Below are 19,411 nucleotides of genomic sequence, written 5' to 3'. Positions count from 1 at the left end.
TAAAGCTAAAATGACTCTTTTTATTAGTGTTTATTCAGTTAAACGTACTTCTAAAGGAGTATTGATTTGTTTTGAAAATTGACTTAAATAATCCTGCCACTCCTTTTCGGTTGAAAATTGACCGCTTTTAGCCCATCCAAAACCTGCATAATATACTGTTTTGCCATTAATTATATTTAGATGTGCATAGGCGTTACTTTCATCTTTACTTTCTGTATCATACTTTTCAAAAGATTGTAAGTAATCTTTAGTAGTAACAATGGCAGTTCCAAGTTCAGAATCGCCATGCGGTTGCCAATAGCTAGTCCAAGCTTCGTTCATATTGGAAGTTACTTCACCATCTTTTTCATGAAGGGTTATCCCTGCTGAAATTATATCAGTACCTGAAATATGGGTTTCAAATTTTGAAAGGTTATTTCCGTAATCTAGAGATATGGTTTTACTTTCTTTTATGATATTTCCGTCCGCATCCCAATCTTCATAGGTCACTTGAAAACTTGTTCTAATAGGACCTATTGTAATGGTTTTCCAAGTTTTAAAGTTTTTTGAATAATAAAAGCTGGTATCGCGTTTTACAGCTATACCTCCAACACCCCTGCTTATGCCTACATGAAAATTATCTAACCCTTCACCTGAATCTTTGTGGTATGATTTTCCTTTTTCTGCGTTTTTTTTGTACCATTTATTAATGATTGGATATTCAACACGTTTTAACCATGCATCAACACCACTCGATAAGGTTGGTTGAGGTAAGTTGTTTTCGGCTCGGTATTGTGCATCAGGGCCAAAAATTCTAAATGCCACACGATTGTTTTCCCAAGCATAATCATCAGTACGTTCAGGTACAAATCGAGAATAACAATAAACCTCAGTTTTTGGGTTGTCATCTGGATTAATGTTCACAATTTCATACTTTTTTTCAGTATTGGCTTTTATCTTTGGTTGAAATAGTAGTACATCCATTGTGCCATCCCCATCATAATCTACTAATTGGGTAATTTGAAGAGTTTCATCATCGGCATCTTTAATTCCTAATGTTTCAAGGGTTGGAACATTTAAGAGTTCAGCTGTTAATTCAACCGTTTCAACAGACCGATCAAAATCTAATGTATTTTTTATAAGAATAGTTTTGTTTTTGTCGGCACAGGCAGAAAAACAAAGTATGCCTACCAAAGCAAAAATGGATAAAGACTTCATATGAATTGGTTTTTAAATAGGTTTAACTAATCTTCATTTGATGGTTTGCCAATAGTAGCTAAAATTCCACCATCAACATAAATAATCTGGCCATTTACAAAATCACTGGCTTTTGAACTTAAAAATACCACAGCACCTTGTAAATCTGCTGGATCACCCCAACGTCCTGCGGGTGTTCTACCTATAATAAAATCGTTAAAAGGGTGGCCGTCTACCCGAATTGGCGCGGTTTGGCTTGTGGCAAAATACCCAGGGCCTATACCATTAATTTGAATATTGTGTTTAGCCCACTCGGTAGCCATATTTCTGGTAAGCATTTTTAACCCTCCTTTGGCGGCAGCATAGGCACCAACTGTATTTCGTCCTAATTCACTCATCATAGAACAAATGTTAATGATTTTTCCAGCTTTCCTCTTTATCATTCCTTTAACCACGTGTTTTGACATGATAAACGGACTTACTAGGTCAACTTTTAATACTTGCTCGAAGTCTGAAACTTCCATATCTTCTAATGGGGTACGCTTTATAATACCAGCATTGTTTACTAAAATATCAATAGCACCAACTTCAGTTTCAATCCTATTTAAGTTTTCAATGACTTGTTTTTCATCAGTAACATCAAATAGGTAACCGTAAGCCTCAAGGCCTAAGGTTTTATATTCAGCTACCGCGTTGTTTAATTTTTCTTGTGATGAAGCACCATTTATTACTAATTTGGCTCCAGCTTTACCTAACCCTATTGCCATGGCTTGACCTAAACCATGGGTTCCTCCAGTTACTAGGGCTACTTTGTTGCTAAGGTCGAAGAGTGTAACAGACATAGTTATTTCAATTCATTAGTTGGACAAACATCCATGTCTCCATAGTCTAAATTCTCGCCGGCCATACCCCAAATAAAACTATAGCTGCTAGTTCCTGACCCAGAATGGATTGACCATGGTGGAGAAATTACAGCTTCTTCATTGCCCATCCATATATGTCTGGTTTCATTAGTTTCTCCCATAAAATGACATACGGCTTGGTCTTCAGGGATTTCAAAGTAAAAATAGACTTCCATACGTCTGTCATGCACATGCGCAGGCATGGTATTCCATGAGCTTCCTGTCTTTATGGTAGTCATTCCCATTTGTAATTGACATACATCTACTACACTATTAACAATATATTTTCTAAGTGTCCTTGCATTGGCTGTTTCTGGTGCTCCAAGTTCAATTTGTTCAACATCATTAATACCAATTTTTTTATTAGGATAGGCTTTATGAGCTGGAGTAGAATTTAAATAGAATTTTGCAGGTGTATCAGCAGAGGGACTTGAAAAACTCACATTTTTATTACCTTGTCCTAGATACAAAGCTTCTTTGTGAGCTATGGTGTATTCAGTTCCATCAACAGTGACCACACCAGTACCTCCTATATTGATGATACCAAGTTCTCTTCTTTGAAGAAAGAAGTCCGCTTTCAGCGCGTCAACTATTTCTAATTTTACTTCGGTATTTACAGGTACAACACCTGCAATCATATATCTATCATAATGAGAATATACCCATTTAATACCATCTTTAGTCATCAAGTTTTGCACTAAAAACTCATCTCTTAATGCTTTAGTATCCATTGTTTTTACTTCCCTAGTTGAAGCCGCATACCGTACCTCGCAATTTGTACTCATAATTAAATGTGATTTATTTTTTGTAAAAGTATGAAAAACTTATTAAAATACAATCGATTGTATTTTAATTGTTGAGATATGTTATATTTGTTTTATTTATTTAAAATTGTGTTACTATGAAGGCGGGAAAAGCAACCATTCATGATATTTCTAAAGCTTTAGGTATTGATAGTTCAACCGTATCTAGAGCTTTAAATGGGAGTCCGCGCGTATCAAAAAAAACAAAAGACAAAATTTTTGAAAAAGCCAGGGAATTGGGCTATCAAAGAAATAATTTGGCATCCAATCTTCGTACACAGAAAACTTTTACCATAGCCGTGGTTTTGCCGCGAATTTCTCGATACTTTTTTGCTACGGTCATTTCCGGTATTGAAGAAAAGGCTTATCAAGCAGGGTATAATGTTATTATTTGTCAATCATTGGATAGCCTTAAGAGAGAGAAGAAAATTATTTCGTCATTAATTTCAAATAGAGTAGATGGTATACTCATGAGTATTTCCATGCAAACAGCGTCTTTTGAACATTTGGAAGCATACATGAACTTAGGAAAGCCCATTGTTTTTTTTGATAGGCCTTGCAATCTTAAAGGCAGTATTAATATAAATATTGATAATTATAAAGCGAGTTTTGAAGCCACAGAACATCTTATACAACAGGGGTGCAAACATATTGTCCACTTTTCTGGAGCGCAAAATATTGAATTGTATAGGCAAAGAAAGGCGGGGTATATTGAAGCCTTAAAAAAACATGGTTTAACAGTGAATGGCGATTATATTTTTGAGTCTAATTTGTCTGAGTCTGATGGAATATGGGCAGCCAAACGCATTCTTGAACTGAAAAATGTAGATGGCATTTATTCGTCAAATGATACAGCTGCCATAGCAGCGATGCAATATTTAAAATCAAAAGGAGTGACTATACCTAAAGATATTGCCGTTGTAGGATTTAATAACGATCCTATTTCTGCCGTGATTGAACCTCCTCTTACAACCATTAATCAACCAGCTTTCCGAATTGGTAAAATAGCTTCTGAGCTGCTTTTGAAAAAAATTCAAAATAAAGATACTGAGAATGACAGTATATTTAATGTCCTTAACTCTGAGTTGATTGTTAGAGCGTCATCTGAAAAGTAATGCTATTCAAATAAAACTATGATTACACATAGATTTGCACTAAACGAAACACTTTGCTAAAATGAAAACTAAATTTCTATGGTTAATTTTGGTCTTAATGTGCCTGCTTTCTTGTATTGAGGGACCAAAACAAGAGCCAATCCAGACAATCAATGACCGATTACTTGCTGCTGAAAAACAAATGAATGGTTTGTTAGAAGAGGCCAAATCTGTGAATAAAAATCCAAGAACCTTGAATGCAAAAGGAGATATGCATTGGACTCATGAAAAGTTTGATTGGACAGAAGGTTTTTTTCCAGGTAGTTGCTGGTACTTATTTGAATTTTCTGGAGATGAAACTTGGAAACATGCAGCAACGCATTTTCAGGCTAAGTTTGAATTACACAAAAAATTAACCACAAATCATGATCTTGGTTTTATTTTTAATTGTTCTTATGGGAATGGATATAGAATAACAAAAAATGAGCAGTTCAAACAAGTTATGATTACGGCAGCGGAATCGTTAATTACGCGGTTTAATCCTAAGGTAGGGTGTATAAAAAGTTGGGATGTTGATAAAGGGTGGCAGTCACAAAGAGATTGGAAGTTTCCTGTGATTATTGATAATATGATGAATTTAGAGCTGCTTTTTGAAGCGTCAAAGTTAACAGGAAATGATACTTATGAGAAGATTGCCGTTTCACATGCCAATACAACATTGAAAAATCATTTTAGAGAAGATAATAGCTCTTATCATGTTATTGATTATGATCCAGAAACGGGTGCCGTTAGAAGTAAGCAAACAGCTCAGGGCTATGCTAATACAAGTGCTTGGGCTAGAGGGCAAGCATGGGGTTTATATGGCTATATTGTTTGTTATAGATATACCAAAGACTTAAGGTACCTTGATCAGGCTAAAAACATAGCATCTTTCATACTTGATTATAAGGGGACTCCTAAAGATGGAATTCCTTATTGGGATTACAATGCCCCAAATATTCCTAATGAACCTAGAGATGTTTCGGCAGCAGCAATTACCGCATCAGCACTTTTAGAGTTGGATACTTATTCTACTGATTCCTATAAGGTAGCTATTGATAAAATCATGAATGCTTTGGCATCAGATACGTATACAGCAAAATTAGGTGAAAACCATAACTTTATTTTAAAGCACAGTGTAGGGAGTATTCCTCATAATAATGAGATTGATGTACCACTAAATTATGCCGACTATTATTATTTAGAAGCACTAATGCGGTATAAAAAACAATTAAATAAGTAAGGTATGAAACGGTATTTGCTACTCACTATAATATGCGTATGGAGCTGTTATAGTAGTTTTTCTCAACAGAGTAACCTCTGGGAAGCGTATAAAAAAGCTCAGAAAAATGGTAAAGAAGCTATTTTACCTAATTTCGCTTATGCGGGGTATAAATTTAGCGAAGAGGATATTCCTTATGTGCACCATAAGGTATTTAATGTTCTTGATTTTGGTGCTCAGCCAAATGATGAAGTATCAGATAAACATGCTATAAAATTAGCCGTTGATGCAGCAATAAAAAATGGTTCAGGCGTTATTTATTTTCCTAGAGGGAAGTATTACATAAATACACAAAAAGATGATCAAAGTAGTATTTTAATTACAACATCAAATATTGTATTTAGAGGAGAAGATCAAGAAAATACGGTGTTGTTTTTTGATAAGGATTTACCACCAGAAGATCCAGATAAATTATGGACCTGTCCGTATGCTATAAAAGCGACTTCAAAGGGGCAGGATGAATTTTTATCAAACATACTATCTGATTCTAAACGAGAAACATTCAATATAACAGTGGAAGATGCCTCTCAAATCAAGGAAGGGGATTGGTTAAGTATTCAGTTAACTAATAATGATAAAGGTTTAGTAGATGAAGATATAGCTCCGTTAGAGGTAGATAAGGCATGGACTTCTCTGCTTACTAAAGGTGTTGTGGTTAATGAAAAACATCAAGTAGCCTCTGTTCAAGGAAATGAGATTACCTTAGTTTCTCCTATGCATTATAACATAAAAGCTAAACACGGCTGGAAAGTGTTTCGTTTCTCTAATATAGAGAATATAGGTTTTGAAAACTTAACTTTTGAAGGTCATTGGACAAAAGAATTTGTTCATCATAAATCAGCGCAACATGATGGTGGATGGAGTATATTGTCCATCTCAAAAGCTACTAATTCATGGATAAAAAACTGCGTATTTAAAAATGTAAATAGGGCAGCAAGTATTTCCTTCTCTGCAGCATGTACAGTTTTAAACGTAAAGATTGAAGGCGCTATAGGGCATAGTGCTATTCATGCATCAAGATCTACCGAAATTCTTATCGCCAATTGTAACGATATGGCTGGAATGCATCACTCTTTTGGTGTTGATGGATATGCTTCAGGAACCGTTATTTGGAGGAGTAAATACCCAGCACATACTTGTTTTGAGGCGCATGCGTCTCAGCCACGTTGCACCTTGTTGGATAATGTAGAAGGCGGATTTTTTCAAGGTAGAGCAGGCGGAGCAAGATCTAATTTGCCTAATCACGGACGTTATTTGGTGCTGTGGAATTATAAGGAAATAGATGAGGCAGAAGAACATTTTAGGTTTGTAGCTCATGACACTTGGTATTGGAGGATAGTGCCTCCAATTATTGTTGGGTTTCATGGCGCTGGAACTACTTTTAAACAAGATGAGGTTCAGGTTTTAGAAAGTTTAGGAACACCCGTAAAACCAGAGTCTTTATTTGAGGCGCAATTAAAAATGCGTTTGGGAAAAACTCCAAGGTGGATTAAAAATTTAAGGAGTAAGCAATAAAAGGTTGGTGTCTATTAGTCTTTTATAGCGTTATTCTATTGTCAGGGTGTAAATCTGTTCATAAAGAAAATAATGCATTAAATGTAAATAGGGACAATAAGCCCAATATTCTTATCATTTTCCCTGATCAATTGAGAAGGTATAGTGCATGTTTTTGGTCTGAATCTCCATATAAAGGGTTGGTGCAAGGTAAGAGTGAGCCCTTAATAATGAAGTTATTACAATGGATGTAATCTTAAAAAATTCTGTTTAGTGATATAAATCAACTTAGCAGCTTTTTACTTTACGCTTTTTTACTCAAAAATGTGCTTAATAAAAAACAAATTCTACGAAAAAAAATCGCCTAAAAATTACTTTTTAGACGATTTTATTGAAATTAGTATTTAATTTTTAGTGACCAGCTTCTTTTATAGCTTCAGCAGTATCATCAGCCGCTTCTTTAACAGCATCAGCAGCATCATCAATAGCTTCTTCAGCTTCATTCACAGCTTGATCTACAGCATCACCTGCAGCTTCAGCAGCTTCTTCAGCTTTATCTGCTGCATTTTCAATAGCTTCTTCAACTGAATCTGCTTTTTTGGTGTCTTTACAAGAAACGAAAGATGCACTTAATGCTAACAATAATGCGGTACTTAATACAAGTTTTTTCATGGTTTTTGTTTTTAGTGTTAATTTATTTTGATTATCTCATTGGGTTATAAAAGCAATCCTACATAATAGTTTAGGAAGGATTATAAAAGCCACCAACGGTGTTTTTTTAAAAATTATTCTTTTTTGTCGCCTTCTAAAGTATTAACGGCATCTTTTGTAGCCTCACCAGCTTCTTTTACCTCTTTTACAGCATTGTCAATAGCTTTGCCTGCTTCCTCAAGGGTTCCTTCTTCTTCAGGTGTTGCTTCAACCTTTTTCTCTATGGTAATATTTACATCATCTCCCTTTTTGTTTTCTCTGCAAGATGTAAATGCGAAACCTAACATTAAAAGTAAGGCTGTACTCCAAACTAAATTTTTCATATGTTTCATTTTTGGTGTTGATTCGTTTAATTATTTTGCCATTTATGGCTTTTGCTAAAACAACTAAAATTGCTTCAACACCACTATATACGTAAGTAGTCTGTTATTTGGATGACAGCACCTTCATTTTTTTTAATAAAGTTACTGTTCTTTAACCCCGTTTCTTGCCGTCTTTTAGTGTCGTTGAGAAGTTCTGAAAGAATGGCGTTAAATTGCTCTTTATTTGATACGGAAAACATACCACCATGATGAATTAAGGCTTCTGCTTCAGGAAATTTACTGTAATTTTTTCCAATAATGACAGGAATGCCAAACACAGCGGGTTCTAGAGTGTTATGAAGTCCAGTATGTCCCATAGCACCACCAACATAGGCAATGTCTGCGTATGTATATGTTTTAGAAAGAATTCCTATAGTATCCAGAATAAATACTTGTACGTCTTTTAAGTTCTGGTGATTTCTATTAGAATAGGTGGCATAGTTAACATGAAGTGCCTGTTTAATATTTGAAATTTGGCCAGGTTTAATATCATGAGGCGCAATAATGAATTTTATATTTTTAGAAGCGTGATTATTTATATAGTGAATGATTAAGGCTTCATCTTCAGGCCAAGTACTTCCTGCTACAACGCAAAGTTTTTCATCTTTAAAATTTTCAATAAATGACAAGGTATTGTCGATATTTAATTGGCTAGATACACGGTCGAATCGCGTGTCTCCAGACACCGTTACATTATTATAATGGATTGATTTTAAAAGTGTTTTTGATTCTTCATTTTGGGTGAAAATATGTTCAAATGCAAATAAAGCATTACGCAATGGTGCTCCATAAAATCTAAAATATGCTTGATTTGCTCTTAAGGCAGCAGATATAAGTATGGCTCTATAGTGATTTTGTTTTAACTGATTTAAATAGTTAGGCCAAATATCATACTTTACAAATACGGTAAGTTCAGGTTTTATTAAGTCGATGAATGTTTTAGCATTTAATTTGGTGTCTAGAGGGAGGTAAACAACAACATCTGCAATGGGTGTACTTTTTCTAATTTCATAACCAGAGGGCGAAAAGAATGAAAGTACAATTTTATGATTGGAATAATGTTGTCTTAAAACTTTAAAAACAGGAAGACCTTGTTCATATTCGCCCAAGGAGGCACAATGAAACCATAGTGTTTTATCATTAGGCTCTAAAGTGTTTTTTAGAATAGTATAGGTGTTGTTTCTGCCTTCAACTCCTAGTTTAATTTTGGCATTAAAGTGTGCCATGAATTGAAGTGAAAAACCTAAAATTCGTATGCCTATATTATAAATGATATTCACGCTATTTCTTTATGCTAAAATACATTTCTTTCAAAGAAAATCAACGCAAACGTTGTAATGATTCAGGAATAATTAATTTTTACTAACTAATGCTATTTATAGCTTAAATCAAATGAGATTCATTGGGTTGCAGTAGATGATTTTTGTAAATTTGTAGTTGGTAATCCTGTAACAGGAAGTTATTAAATTAGTCGATATAATTTTTAAAATTGAACAGACTATAATCTTTTTTTGATGAAAAAAATTCAAATGGTTGACCTAAAAGGTCAGTATGACGATATAAAAGATGTCGTTAATCCTTCTATTCAAGAAGTAATTGAAAATACAGCATTTATAAATGGTCCCAAAGTTCATGAATTCCAAAAGAATTTGGAGCAATATCTTAACGTAAAGCATGTTATTCCATGTGCTAATGGTACAGATGCTTTGCAAATTGCTATGATGGGCTTAGGTTTAAAACCAGGTGATGAGGTTATTACTGCGGATTTTACCTTTGCCGCAACAGTTGAAGTTATTGCGCTGTTGAATTTAACCCCAGTATTGGTTGATGTTAATGAAGACGATTTTAATATCAATATTGAAGCAATAAGAAAAGCTATCACGCCAAGAACTAAGGCTATTGTTCCAGTGCATTTATTTGGGCAATGTGCCAATATGGAGGCTATTATGGATATAGCTAAAGCACATAATCTATACGTAATTGAAGATAATGCACAGGCTATAGGGGCAAGTTATACATATAAAGATGGAACTAAAGTTAAGGCAGGAACTATAGGACATGTAGGAGCTACCTCATTTTTTCCATCAAAAAACTTGGGCTGCTATGGTGATGGTGGTGCCATATTTACAAATGATGATGATTTAGCTCATACTATTAGAGGTATTGTAAATCATGGTATGTATGAACGTTATCATCATGATGTGGTAGGAGTTAATTCAAGATTAGATAGTATTCAGGCCGCTGTGTTAGATGCTAAGTTACCACATCTTGATCAGTACAATAAAGCCAGACAGATAGCAGCAAGTAAGTATGATGATGTATTGAAATCTGTTGAGGGCATTATTACGCCAGTAAGAACAAAGCGTTGCGACAAGGCTTGTGATAATTGTGATTGCCACGTGTTTCATCAATATACCTTAAGAGTAAAAGGTGTTGATAGAGATACTTTAGTTAAGCACTTAAATGAAAAAGGCATTCCGTGTGGTGTGTATTACCCTATTCCGCTTCATAAACAAAAAGCATACGCCGATACGCGATATAATGAAGCTGATTTTAAAGTAACGAATCAGTTAGTTAAAGAAGTGATATCCTTACCAATGCATACGGAATTAGACGACGATCAAATAGAATTTATTACAACAACTATAACAAGCTATATTAATGGATAAAATATTAGTTACAGGAGGTCTTGGGTTTATAGGATCTCATACAGTGGTAGAATTGCAAAATGAAGGTTACGAAGTTGTCATCATTGATGATTTATCAAACTCATCCATCAAAGTGTTAGATGGTATTGAAACGATTACAGGTAAAAGACCTCTTTTTGAACAAATAGACCTAAAAGAAAAAATTGATGTAGAAAACTTTTTTGTAAGACATGCCGATATAAAAGGGGTAATTCATTTTGCTGCAAGTAAGGCGGTAGGTGAGAGTGTAAAAGAGCCACTTTTATATTATGAAAATAATATAAGTACCTTAGTTTATATTCTTAAAGAACTTAAAAAATTACCATCAGCAGCTTTTATATTTAGTTCATCGTGTACGGTTTATGGTCAGGCTGATGAATTGCCAATTACTGAAAACGCTCCTGTAAAGAAAGCAGAGTCCCCTTATGGGAACACGAAACAAATAGGTGAGGAAATTATTCAAGATACTTGTAAAGTGGTTCCCACGTTAAAAGCAATTGCGCTTAGATATTTTAATCCTATTGGAGCCCACGAATCTGTGGAAATAGGAGAATTGCCTATTGGAGTGCCTCAAAACTTAGTGCCTTTTATTACCCAAACGGCTATTGGATTACGTGAAGAATTATCTGTTTTTGGAGATGATTACCCAACACCAGATGGTACTTGTATTAGAGACTATATTCATGTGGTTGATTTAGCTAAAGCACATGTTGTGGCTTTAGGACGATTATTACAAAATAAAAACAAGGCCAATTACGAAACCTTTAATTTAGGAACGGGCAAAGGGAGTTCTGTACTTGAGGTTGTTCAAGCTTTTGAGCGTGTTTCTGGAAAGAAACTCAATTATAAAATTGTTGGTAGAAGAGAAGGGGATATTATTTCTGCGTATGCAGATACCAATAAGGCCAATGATGAATTGGGTTGGAAAACAGAATTATCACTTGATGAAGCTATGCTTTCAGCTTGGAAATGGGAACAAAAAGTTAGAGCTAAATAGTATTTATAACATATATATGAAAAATAGGGAGCTACTTGTAGCTCCCTATTTTTGTGTTTAATTTTCTGTTTTTTTCTTTTTGAAGCTGGTAAATACCAGAATAATCATGCCTGTAGTTACTGATAAATCAGCTAGGTTAAAAATACCTGTTTTAAATACACCACCTAAATCAATGAATAAAAAGTCGGTCACAGAGCCATAAGCAATGCGATCGTATACATTAGCAATACCTCCTCCTATAATGCTGGAAAAGGCAAACAAAGACCAGTTGTCTAGAGATTTATCTTTTAAAATATGTCTTAAAACTAAACCTAACACTAGAATAGGCAGGATAAGTAATAAAATAATTCTTAAAGTAGGGTTTAAATCACTACCCATACCGAGGAAAGCTCCAGTATTTTCAACATTCATTAGAATAAAGTAGTCTCCAATTACAGGTATTTGTTCTCCCGCATTTGTCTCTGTTCTGCCAACAATATTTGCTCTAACAATCACTTTTGATATTTGATCAATAGCAATGGTTAAAATAACAACAGCATATATGTATATGGATCGTTTGGTAAACTTCATTAGCTGTTTGCTTCAAAAGTTGCAGAAGCTGTTTCAGAAGCTCTGTTTATTTTTTTAACTAAGCCTTGTAGTACTTTACCTGGACCTACTTCAGTAAATAAGGTGGCTCCGTCAGCTACCATTTGTTGTACAGATTGAGTCCATTTTACTGGGGCAGTTAATTGCGAAATCAAGTTCGCTTTTATTGCAGATTCATCAATAACAGCACTAGCCGTTACATTTTGGTAAATAGGACAATTTGGTTTGCTGAATGTCGTGTTTTCAATAGCAGCTGCTAGCTCTTCGCGGGCAGGTTCCATTAAAGGGGAGTGGAAAGCTCCTCCAACGGGTAATACTAATGCTCTTCTAGCGCCTTCTTCTTTGAGTGTTTCACAAGCTTTATTTATGGCTTCAATTTCTCCAGAAATAACTAACTGTCCTGGGCAATTGTAATTAGCCGCAACCACCACACCAGGGGTAGTGGCACATACTTTTTCAACAATATCATCATCCAGTCCAAGAACAGCAGCCATGGTACTTGGCTGTAACTCGCAAGCTTTTTGCATGGCTAAAGCGCGTTGAGATACAAGTTTTAAGCCGTCTTCAAAAGTTAAAGCACCATTTGCAACAAGCGCCGAAAATTCTCCTAATGAGTGCCCAGCTACCATGTCAGGTTTAAAACTAGCGCCTATAGTTTTTGCTAAAATTACAGAATGTAAAAAAATGGCTGGTTGTGTTACTTTGGTTTCTTTCAAGTCTTCAGCCGATCCTTCAAACATAATATCTGTGATAGTAAAGCCTAAAATAGAATTGGCTTTTTCAAATAATTCTTGTGCTAATGGCGAATTTTCATAGAGGTCTAATCCCATTCCTGAAAATTGAGCACCTTGACCTGGAAAAATATATGCGTTCATTTTATTTCTTTTTTTAGAGCAGCAAAAATAGCTATTTTATAGGAATAATGTTTGATTTGACTTTATAAACCATAAAAACCAACGTTTACGCTTAAAACAGGATAGGTTTTACATGTCTGCAATTGCCGCCTCAGCACAGCGTTCTCCGTCCATGGCGGCCGATACAATACCTCCAGCATAACCACCACCTTCACCACAAGGGTATAAGTTTAAAATTTGAGGGTGCGCCAATTTTTCGGTTCTGGGAATAGACACAGGTGATGAGGTTCTAGATTCAACACCAACAATATTGGCCTCAGAGGTATAATAGCCTGTCATTTTTTTTCCAAAAGCATCAAAACCTTTTTTCAACCTACTACCAATAAATTTTGGTAATAAAGAATGTAATGGTGCTGATTTTAATCCTGGTTGATAAGAGGTTGGGTTTAGGTCATTAGAAAACTTACCTTCAACAAAATCTGTAAGTCTTTGTGCAGGTGCGGTTTGACGTCTTCCTCCTGCGGTAAAAGCTAAGCGTTCTAAGTTTTTTTGATATTCGAGACCTTTTAGCACACCAAACTTTTCATATTTAGGTAAATCAGAATCTACGTTAATTTCAACAACAATGCCTGAATTGGCATATAAATTATTGCGTTTTGAAGGCGACATACCATTTACAACAACCTCACCATTAGCCGTAGCCGCTGGAACTATGAATCCGCCAGGGCACATACAAAAGGAATAAACACCTCGGTTATTAACTTGCTGCACTAAACTGTAGGAAGCTGCAGGTAACATTTCATGTCTAGAACCAGAACAATGGTATTGAATGGAATCAATAATGTGCTGCGGATGTTCAACACGAACACCCATGGCAAATGACTTTGCCTCAAGGGCAATTTCTTTCTCATGTAGTAAGTAAAAAATATCTCTTGCCGAATGGCCCGTAGCTAAAATGACTTTATGTACCGCTAGTTCTTCTCCATTTTGAAGTTGAATAGCCGAAATAGAGTTGTTTTTGATGATAAAATCGGTAACACGTGTTTCAAAATGCACTTCACCACCATATTTTAATATAGTTTCTCTGATATTTTGAACTACTTTAGGTAATTTATTTGTGCCAATATGGGGGTGGGCATCTACCAAAATTTGATCCGTGGCTCCATGGTACACAAGATTTTCAAAAATACGTCGTACATCACCACGCTTTAAACTTCTTGTGTATAATTTACCATCACTGTAAGTTCCCGCTCCGCCTTCGCCAAAGCAATAATTTGAATCTTCATTAACAAAATGGTTCTGGTTTATGGCGCGTAAATCACGTCTTCTATCTTTTACATTTTTACCGCGCTCTAAAACAATAGGTTTAAATCCTAGTTCAATACAACGCAAGGCGGCATACATGCCGGCAGGACCAAAGCCAATGATATGAATAGGTTTTGCTTTGGAGACATCTTTGTAGTCAAATTGATATTCCGAAGAACTTGGTTTGGGTTCATTTATAAAAACAGCAACTTTGTAATTAAAGATGATTTTGGGTTTTCGGGCATCAATTGACTTTCTCAAGATTTTTATACCCTGAATTTCGCTTCTGTCAATGTCTAATTTTAAAGACGATTTTAAAAGTAGAATATCACTCTGTTCTGCTTCTTTAAGTGATACACGAAGTTGAATCTCTTTTACCATGTGGCAAAGCTAAGGAAATTTGTAATATGGGATACCAAAACGAATGGTCCTGAATGAAAATAGATATACCACTTTGGGTTCTTTGTTTTTTTTATGCCGATTTGTATTGAATAAATCTGTAACTTACTTGATATGAGTCGTTGTGTTAAAATATGTGTATTCCTTTTTATTTGGTCTCCCTATTTGTGTATTGCGCAGCAATATGTTGATGTATTAAAAATAGATTATAGCAGAAGTTTTAAAAACAATTTTGAAGATTTTGACCAAAGTACCCATGTAACTTCTTTTAATGCTAATCTCACCTTGCCCATAGTATTAAATAAAAATTATGCCCTAATAACAGGCGCTATTTTTAATCAAAATAGGGTGCAATTATTTCCTTCAATAGGAGGGGAGTCTACACCATTTACTAATTTGTATAGTACAACACTCAAGTTGGGTGTCAATGTGACGTTGTCTGATTTTTGGGAGATGGCTTTAGTTTTTTTACCTAAAGTAGCTTCAGATTATCATAATATATCCAGTAATGATATGTTTTTGGGTGGCTATTGCGTTTTTACCTATCAAAAGCATAAGAATATATCATACAGATTTGGATTGTATAGTTCATCGGAAGCTTTTGGGTTTTATACAACACCTATTTTAGGGTGGTATGCTTTGAGTAAAAATAAAAGGTTTGAGATGGATATGTATTTGCCTATTTCAGCTGATATCAATTACGCACTGGGTAAGTTTGCTTTAGGATTTAGTTATTTTGGTATTGGACGAAGTTTTAATCTTGAGAAGGATAAAGTCAATCAATATGTGCAATTAAATTCTCTTGAATTTGCAGGCTATGGACAGTTGAATAGATTATTTAGAAATACGTTAATGCGACTAAAATTAGGGTATGCCAGTGATAACTATGAAGTTTATAGCTATGGTAGTAAAATTGATTTTGGTTTAATAGATTTTAATTTTGGAGACCAGCGCCGTCAACTAAACTCAAAAATAAATGGCAGTATGTTTGCTAAACTTGAATTGGTTTATAGGATTAAATTTAAGGAGTAAATAGGTCTAGTAACAGGTCTATTTAGAATTTGGTTGACGTTGGGTTATTTTATAAATCTTAATAACAGGGTCAAACGTGTCAATCTTTTGATATTTTATGTTTTCAATAGGATGTAAGAGTCCTTCTGTAAATCCATTCTCCATAAAGTTGCAAAAATGAGAATAGTGACTTGTAAATCTTTGATCAAACCAAAGAAAGGTTTTTTGTTTTAGGTTTTCAGGTTTGCTAAACCCACAAATAATTGTTGTTTTTGATGTAGCTATCATTTTTTTAAGCAAAACAATGGCTTCTTTTCTAGGAAGTATATGAAAAACAAGACAGGCTATTGTATAGTCTGTCTTAGAATTTAAACATGCGTTTTGTAATATGTCAAATGCTCTAAATTCCAGGTTTTTAATCTGCTTTTTTTTAATTTGATTCGAGGCGTATTTTATGAGTTGTTCAGATTTGTCAATACCAATTCCAGCCTTTATTTTGTTTGAAAGTTTAAAAAGTAAATCTCCGTTTCCGCACCCAAGCTCTACAACTGTTGTATTGGGTTCAATAAGTTCTAAAATTTGTAAACGAACGGGATGTAAATATTTATCGACAGTATGGGCTTTAATTAGTCCTTGCATTCAATCAATTATAATGTAAGGTTAAGTAATTATTCACAAACTATTTTAATCTCAGATTCTGAAATACCGTTATACATAATTTTTAATTTTGAAGTGACTCCAAAAGAATGACCTGTATTTGCTACTTCAATTTTAATGCTTGCCTCAGCATCAACTAAAGTAAAATCATGCAGACTAAGCAATTTAAAATGCTTTCTATGTTCTCCAGTAATGCTGACACTAGTGATAAAAGAAGCGCTGTTGCCCCCTGTATTTTTTATGGTTATAGTCTTTGAAGCGTTCCTTGGGATTGAAATAGATTTTGGCGCTTCAATATGAGAAGCTGTAATAGGAGATCCTTCTGCCGAATCTTCATGATACACTTCCATGTTATGTTGTCTTCCGCCGCCTCTATTAGGGGAGCCAGCGGCAATATATATGCCTTTACCAGATTGAATAGCTTGTGTGCCATGCCTAGCATAGTGCATGGCAGGTTTTTTAGTCCATTTTTTTGTTTTAGGATTGTATGCTTCTACAATGTTGTAGGCAGGCCCTTTTGCTTCACCTTCTCCACCCATAACGAATAATTCATTTTGAAAAACGGCAACGCCAGGCGCTGCTCTTGGTGTTGGCAAGGGGTGTTGTAAGGTAGACCACTGTTTCGTGTCAAAATTATAAGTATCAACAACTTTTATTAAAGGGGCAAAAACACCACCTTCACCACCAGAATGTCTGCCCGCAACAGCATAAAGGGTGTTGTCAATAATGGCAGCACTAAAATGATCTCGAGCCTGAGACGCATCTTCCAAAATTTTCCAGGTGTTCTTTGCAGGGTCATATTCATCAAACCAATTTACATAACCGCCATCATGCCCTATGGTATTACCACCAATTAAGTAAAATTTATTGTTGTAAACAGCCAGACCAGCGCCACCACGACGTCGGTTTTTAGGTATTTTAGGGCCTGGAATCCATGTGTCTGTCACAGGATGGTATAACCACACATGATCTTCGGGTAATTCCCTTGGAAAATTATTGGTTTTAAATGCTCCAATGACCCAAACAAAGCCTTTGTAAAAGGTGGCTTGAAAGTGGTTAAACTCTTTTGGTGCTTGATTTCTTGCAGCACGCCAAGTATTTTCGTTAAAATTGTATATATCTAGTTTTTTAGCGGATTCTCTGCCACCAAACATAATGAATTCATTTCCAGCTTGTACAAAAGAACATTCATGTCTGGCTGTATAGTTTTCGTCTTCATTGAGATCTATCCACTGTGCATGACCATCTGTACATTGTTGCGATTTGCAGGAAGGCAGTGTAGCCAATACAACAGAAATCCATATGATAACCTGAAAGTTGACTTTATGTATGGTGTTTTTACAATTTCCTTTCATAAGTTATAAATGAAAACTCAAAATCATGATTATCATCTTTTTGATGGAAGGTGTTTTGCGTTTCTTTCCAAATACTATGGTCTATCTCAGGGAAAAAGGTATCGGCTTCAAAGTCATGATGCACTCTAGTTAATTCAATTTTATCAGCTAGGTTTAGTGCTTGCTCATAAATTTGTCCGCCACCAATTATAAAAGGTTGTACATCATTTCGGCTAGCATCAATGGCATCTTCTAAATTATTAACTACAATAACACCATCGGGAACTTTATAATCTGCTTGTCTTGTTATAACAACGTGTGTTCTATTAGGAAGTGGCTTAGGAAAACTTTCAAAAGTTTTTCTGCCCATAATTATATGATGCGCATTGGTTAGGGCTTTAAATCGTTTTAAATCATCACTTAAATGCCAGATAAGCTGGTTGCCTTTGCCTATGGCATTGTTTTCTGCGGCAGCAACAATAATGGTTAATTCGGATTTTTTCTTAGTTGGTTTAGGTTGGATTTCTGCTAAGTCTTCACGCTCTAGTTTTAGGGTTTCTTCTTGAACTAAATTCGCTTTAAGCTTTTCAATGCGTTCTTGTTGTTTGCTAACTAGTTTTTCAAGTTGTTTTTGTTCCCATGCTTTTCCCATAAATTTATGCGTGACAAAAACGTTGAAAACATGATAGATTAACAAGAAGAACCAAATTATAATAGCAAATACAAACCACTCTTTACCAAAAAATGTGATGTCTTTACCAATGCCCAAAAAGGTGTTGGCTATAATTAGGAATACACTTCCAATTAAAAAAAGAACAAAATGGAGGTATAATCTTTTTTTTTGTTTTACGCGTCGTTGTGCATTTTCAAGAATTTCTAACTGATCTTTATCTATTTGAGGGGTGTGTTTTCTTTTTCCGAACATAGCCAATTTATAAAGACTGTAAAGTTAAATTTTTTTATTGACTTGATAGCATTTGATAAAATAGTTGAGAAAATGGGATTTTCGAAATCGATTTCGAATAAAACCTGCTGAAAATCAGTTTAAAACCCTTTGAATTTTATTGCTAATCTAATAAATTTTAAGCTGTTTTTTTTTAGTACTATAATTTTTTTTAATCTGAAGTTAACAAATTGATAATTCTTTAATTGAAAGCCACTTATAGCCTTTTGGGTTAAAAAATGTTTATAAATTTGCACATAGAACAACACATTAAATTTAGAAATTATGGCGATTAAAAAACAATATTTAAAGTCGAAACCTGTTTGTAAAGTAACTTTTGCGTTACCTGCTGAAGATGCAAAAAAAGTATCTGTGGTAGGGTCTTTCAATGACTGGAATGAAAAAAAGGCAGTTTTGAAGAAGTTAAAGAACGGAACGTTTAAAGGGACTATTGATTTAGAAACTGGCGCTTCTTACGAATTTAAATATTTAGTTGACGGTGTTTATGTAAACGATGATGCTGCTGATGCTTATGCTTGGAATGAATTTGCAGGCGCAGAAAACAGCGTTATAAATTTATAATATATCTCGATCATATATAAAATGAAGTAAAAGGACGTTTTCTGCTAGGAAACAAATTTCTTTTACTTCATTTATATGAAATTTGAAAAATAGACGAGATATATTGTGTAGCTCGTTTCTTCTCTTGGGCTTCTATGTGAAAGTAGAAATATTGGCTCACAAGAAGTTATTTGGCTTTATGTATGTGTGCA

At 34.7% G+C, this 19,411-nt stretch carries 19 protein-coding genes; 7 read left to right on the top strand and 12 right to left on the bottom strand.

Annotated features, from left to right (window positions below; translation table 11 throughout):
• Positions 1-30: 30 nt before the first annotated feature.
• From KFZ70_RS02310 to kduI, 3 genes are read right to left on the bottom strand one after another with little or no spacing between them, the layout of a single operon-like run.
• The gene (locus KFZ70_RS02310; RefSeq protein ID WP_139698302.1) at positions 31-1,197 is read right to left on the bottom strand and encodes a DUF4861 family protein; all 1,167 of its coding nucleotides are present in this window, start codon (positions 1,195-1,197) and stop codon (positions 31-33) included.
• 26 nt (positions 1,198-1,223) lie between these two features.
• Positions 1,224-2,018: a gluconate 5-dehydrogenase gene (locus KFZ70_RS02305; RefSeq protein WP_139698303.1), complete on the bottom strand. Its 795-nt coding sequence runs from the start codon at positions 2,016-2,018 to the stop codon at positions 1,224-1,226.
• Between the two features lie 2 nt (positions 2,019-2,020).
• On the bottom strand, positions 2,021-2,863 hold the full coding sequence (gene kduI, locus KFZ70_RS02300) for a 5-dehydro-4-deoxy-D-glucuronate isomerase (RefSeq protein WP_139698304.1): 843 nt from the start codon (positions 2,861-2,863) through the stop codon (positions 2,021-2,023).
• Positions 2,864-2,979: 116 nt separating this feature from the next.
• Between kduI and KFZ70_RS02295 the strand changes: the two genes are divergently transcribed.
• From KFZ70_RS02295 to KFZ70_RS02285, 3 genes are all read left to right on the top strand, one after another.
• Entirely contained in the window at positions 2,980-3,996 is a 1,017-nt protein-coding gene (locus KFZ70_RS02295) for a LacI family DNA-binding transcriptional regulator (RefSeq protein WP_139698305.1), read from the top strand.
• A 61-nt stretch (positions 3,997-4,057) separates the two neighbouring features.
• Positions 4,058-5,257: a glycoside hydrolase family 88 protein gene (locus KFZ70_RS02290; protein ID WP_139698306.1), complete on the top strand. Its 1,200-nt coding sequence runs from the start codon at positions 4,058-4,060 to the stop codon at positions 5,255-5,257.
• A 3-nt stretch (positions 5,258-5,260) separates the two neighbouring features.
• Positions 5,261-6,811, top strand: a complete 1,551-nt coding sequence (locus KFZ70_RS02285; protein WP_139698307.1) for a DUF4955 domain-containing protein — start codon at positions 5,261-5,263, stop codon at positions 6,809-6,811.
• Positions 6,812-7,201: 390 nt separating this feature from the next.
• On the opposite strand, the gene KFZ70_RS02280 is transcribed toward KFZ70_RS02285, so the two are convergent.
• The 3 genes from KFZ70_RS02280 to KFZ70_RS02270 form a co-directional block, all read right to left on the bottom strand.
• Positions 7,202-7,462: a hypothetical protein gene (locus tag KFZ70_RS02280; protein WP_139698309.1), complete on the bottom strand. Its 261-nt coding sequence runs from the start codon at positions 7,460-7,462 to the stop codon at positions 7,202-7,204.
• Positions 7,463-7,575: 113 nt separating this feature from the next.
• Complete coding sequence (locus KFZ70_RS02275) at positions 7,576-7,824, bottom strand: hypothetical protein (protein ID WP_139698310.1); 249 nt, start codon at positions 7,822-7,824, stop codon at positions 7,576-7,578.
• An 83-nt stretch (positions 7,825-7,907) separates the two neighbouring features.
• Positions 7,908-9,143 carry a 3-deoxy-D-manno-octulosonic acid transferase gene (locus KFZ70_RS02270; protein ID WP_139698311.1) on the bottom strand — a complete coding sequence of 412 codons (1,236 nt, stop codon included), beginning with the start codon at positions 9,141-9,143 and terminating at the stop codon, positions 7,908-7,910.
• A gap of 234 nt (positions 9,144-9,377) precedes the next feature.
• Between KFZ70_RS02270 and KFZ70_RS02265 the strand changes: the two genes are divergently transcribed.
• Positions 9,378-10,532: a DegT/DnrJ/EryC1/StrS aminotransferase family protein gene (locus KFZ70_RS02265; RefSeq protein ID WP_139698312.1), complete on the top strand. Its 1,155-nt coding sequence runs from the start codon at positions 9,378-9,380 to the stop codon at positions 10,530-10,532.
• On the top strand, positions 10,525-11,547 hold the full coding sequence (gene galE / locus KFZ70_RS02260) for a UDP-glucose 4-epimerase GalE (protein WP_139698313.1): 1,023 nt from the start codon (positions 10,525-10,527) through the stop codon (positions 11,545-11,547). The genes KFZ70_RS02265 and galE overlap by 8 nt, the downstream gene beginning before the upstream one ends.
• 57 nt (positions 11,548-11,604) lie before the next feature.
• Here the strand turns inward: galE and lspA are convergent, their stop codons facing one another.
• From lspA to KFZ70_RS02245, 3 genes are all read right to left on the bottom strand, one after another.
• Positions 11,605-12,117, bottom strand: a complete 513-nt coding sequence (gene lspA / locus KFZ70_RS02255) for a signal peptidase II (RefSeq protein WP_139698314.1) — start codon at positions 12,115-12,117, stop codon at positions 11,605-11,607.
• Positions 12,117-13,010, bottom strand: a complete 894-nt coding sequence (fabD, locus tag KFZ70_RS02250) for an ACP S-malonyltransferase (RefSeq protein WP_139698315.1) — start codon at positions 13,008-13,010, stop codon at positions 12,117-12,119. Before fabD ends, lspA begins: the two co-directional genes overlap by 1 nt.
• 108 nt (positions 13,011-13,118) lie before the next feature.
• Positions 13,119-14,675, bottom strand: coding sequence for an NAD(P)/FAD-dependent oxidoreductase (locus KFZ70_RS02245; RefSeq protein WP_139698316.1), 1,557 nt, complete (start codon positions 14,673-14,675; stop codon positions 13,119-13,121).
• Positions 14,676-14,807: 132 nt separating this feature from the next.
• Here KFZ70_RS02245 and KFZ70_RS02240 point away from each other — a divergent pair, with 132 nt between their 5' ends.
• Complete coding sequence (locus KFZ70_RS02240; protein ID WP_139698317.1) at positions 14,808-15,725, top strand: DUF6268 family outer membrane beta-barrel protein; 918 nt, start codon at positions 14,808-14,810, stop codon at positions 15,723-15,725.
• An 18-nt stretch (positions 15,726-15,743) separates the two neighbouring features.
• On the opposite strand, the gene KFZ70_RS02235 is transcribed toward KFZ70_RS02240, so the two are convergent.
• From KFZ70_RS02235 to KFZ70_RS02225, 3 genes are read right to left on the bottom strand one after another with little or no spacing between them, the layout of a single operon-like run.
• A complete protein-coding gene (locus KFZ70_RS02235; RefSeq protein ID WP_139698318.1) occupies positions 15,744-16,343 on the bottom strand; it encodes a methyltransferase domain-containing protein in 600 nt (199 codons plus the stop codon).
• A 29-nt stretch (positions 16,344-16,372) separates the two neighbouring features.
• A complete protein-coding gene (locus KFZ70_RS02230) occupies positions 16,373-17,716 on the bottom strand; it encodes a kelch repeat-containing protein (protein ID WP_139698319.1) in 1,344 nt (447 codons plus the stop codon).
• Positions 17,700-18,620, bottom strand: a complete 921-nt coding sequence (locus KFZ70_RS02225; protein WP_139698320.1) for a dihydrofolate reductase — start codon at positions 18,618-18,620, stop codon at positions 17,700-17,702. The genes KFZ70_RS02230 and KFZ70_RS02225 overlap by 17 nt, the downstream gene beginning before the upstream one ends.
• Before the next feature lie 303 nt (positions 18,621-18,923).
• Here KFZ70_RS02225 and KFZ70_RS02220 point away from each other — a divergent pair, with 303 nt between their 5' ends.
• Positions 18,924-19,220, top strand: a complete 297-nt coding sequence (locus KFZ70_RS02220; protein WP_139698321.1) for an isoamylase early set domain-containing protein — start codon at positions 18,924-18,926, stop codon at positions 19,218-19,220.
• Positions 19,221-19,411: the final 191 nt, after the last annotated feature.

The sequence above is a fragment of the Allotamlana fucoidanivorans genome, from assembly GCF_045788535.1.
Classification (GTDB): Bacteria; Bacteroidota; Bacteroidia; order Flavobacteriales; family Flavobacteriaceae; genus Allotamlana; species Allotamlana fucoidanivorans.
This window is presented reverse-complemented; position numbering and strand designations above follow the sequence as displayed.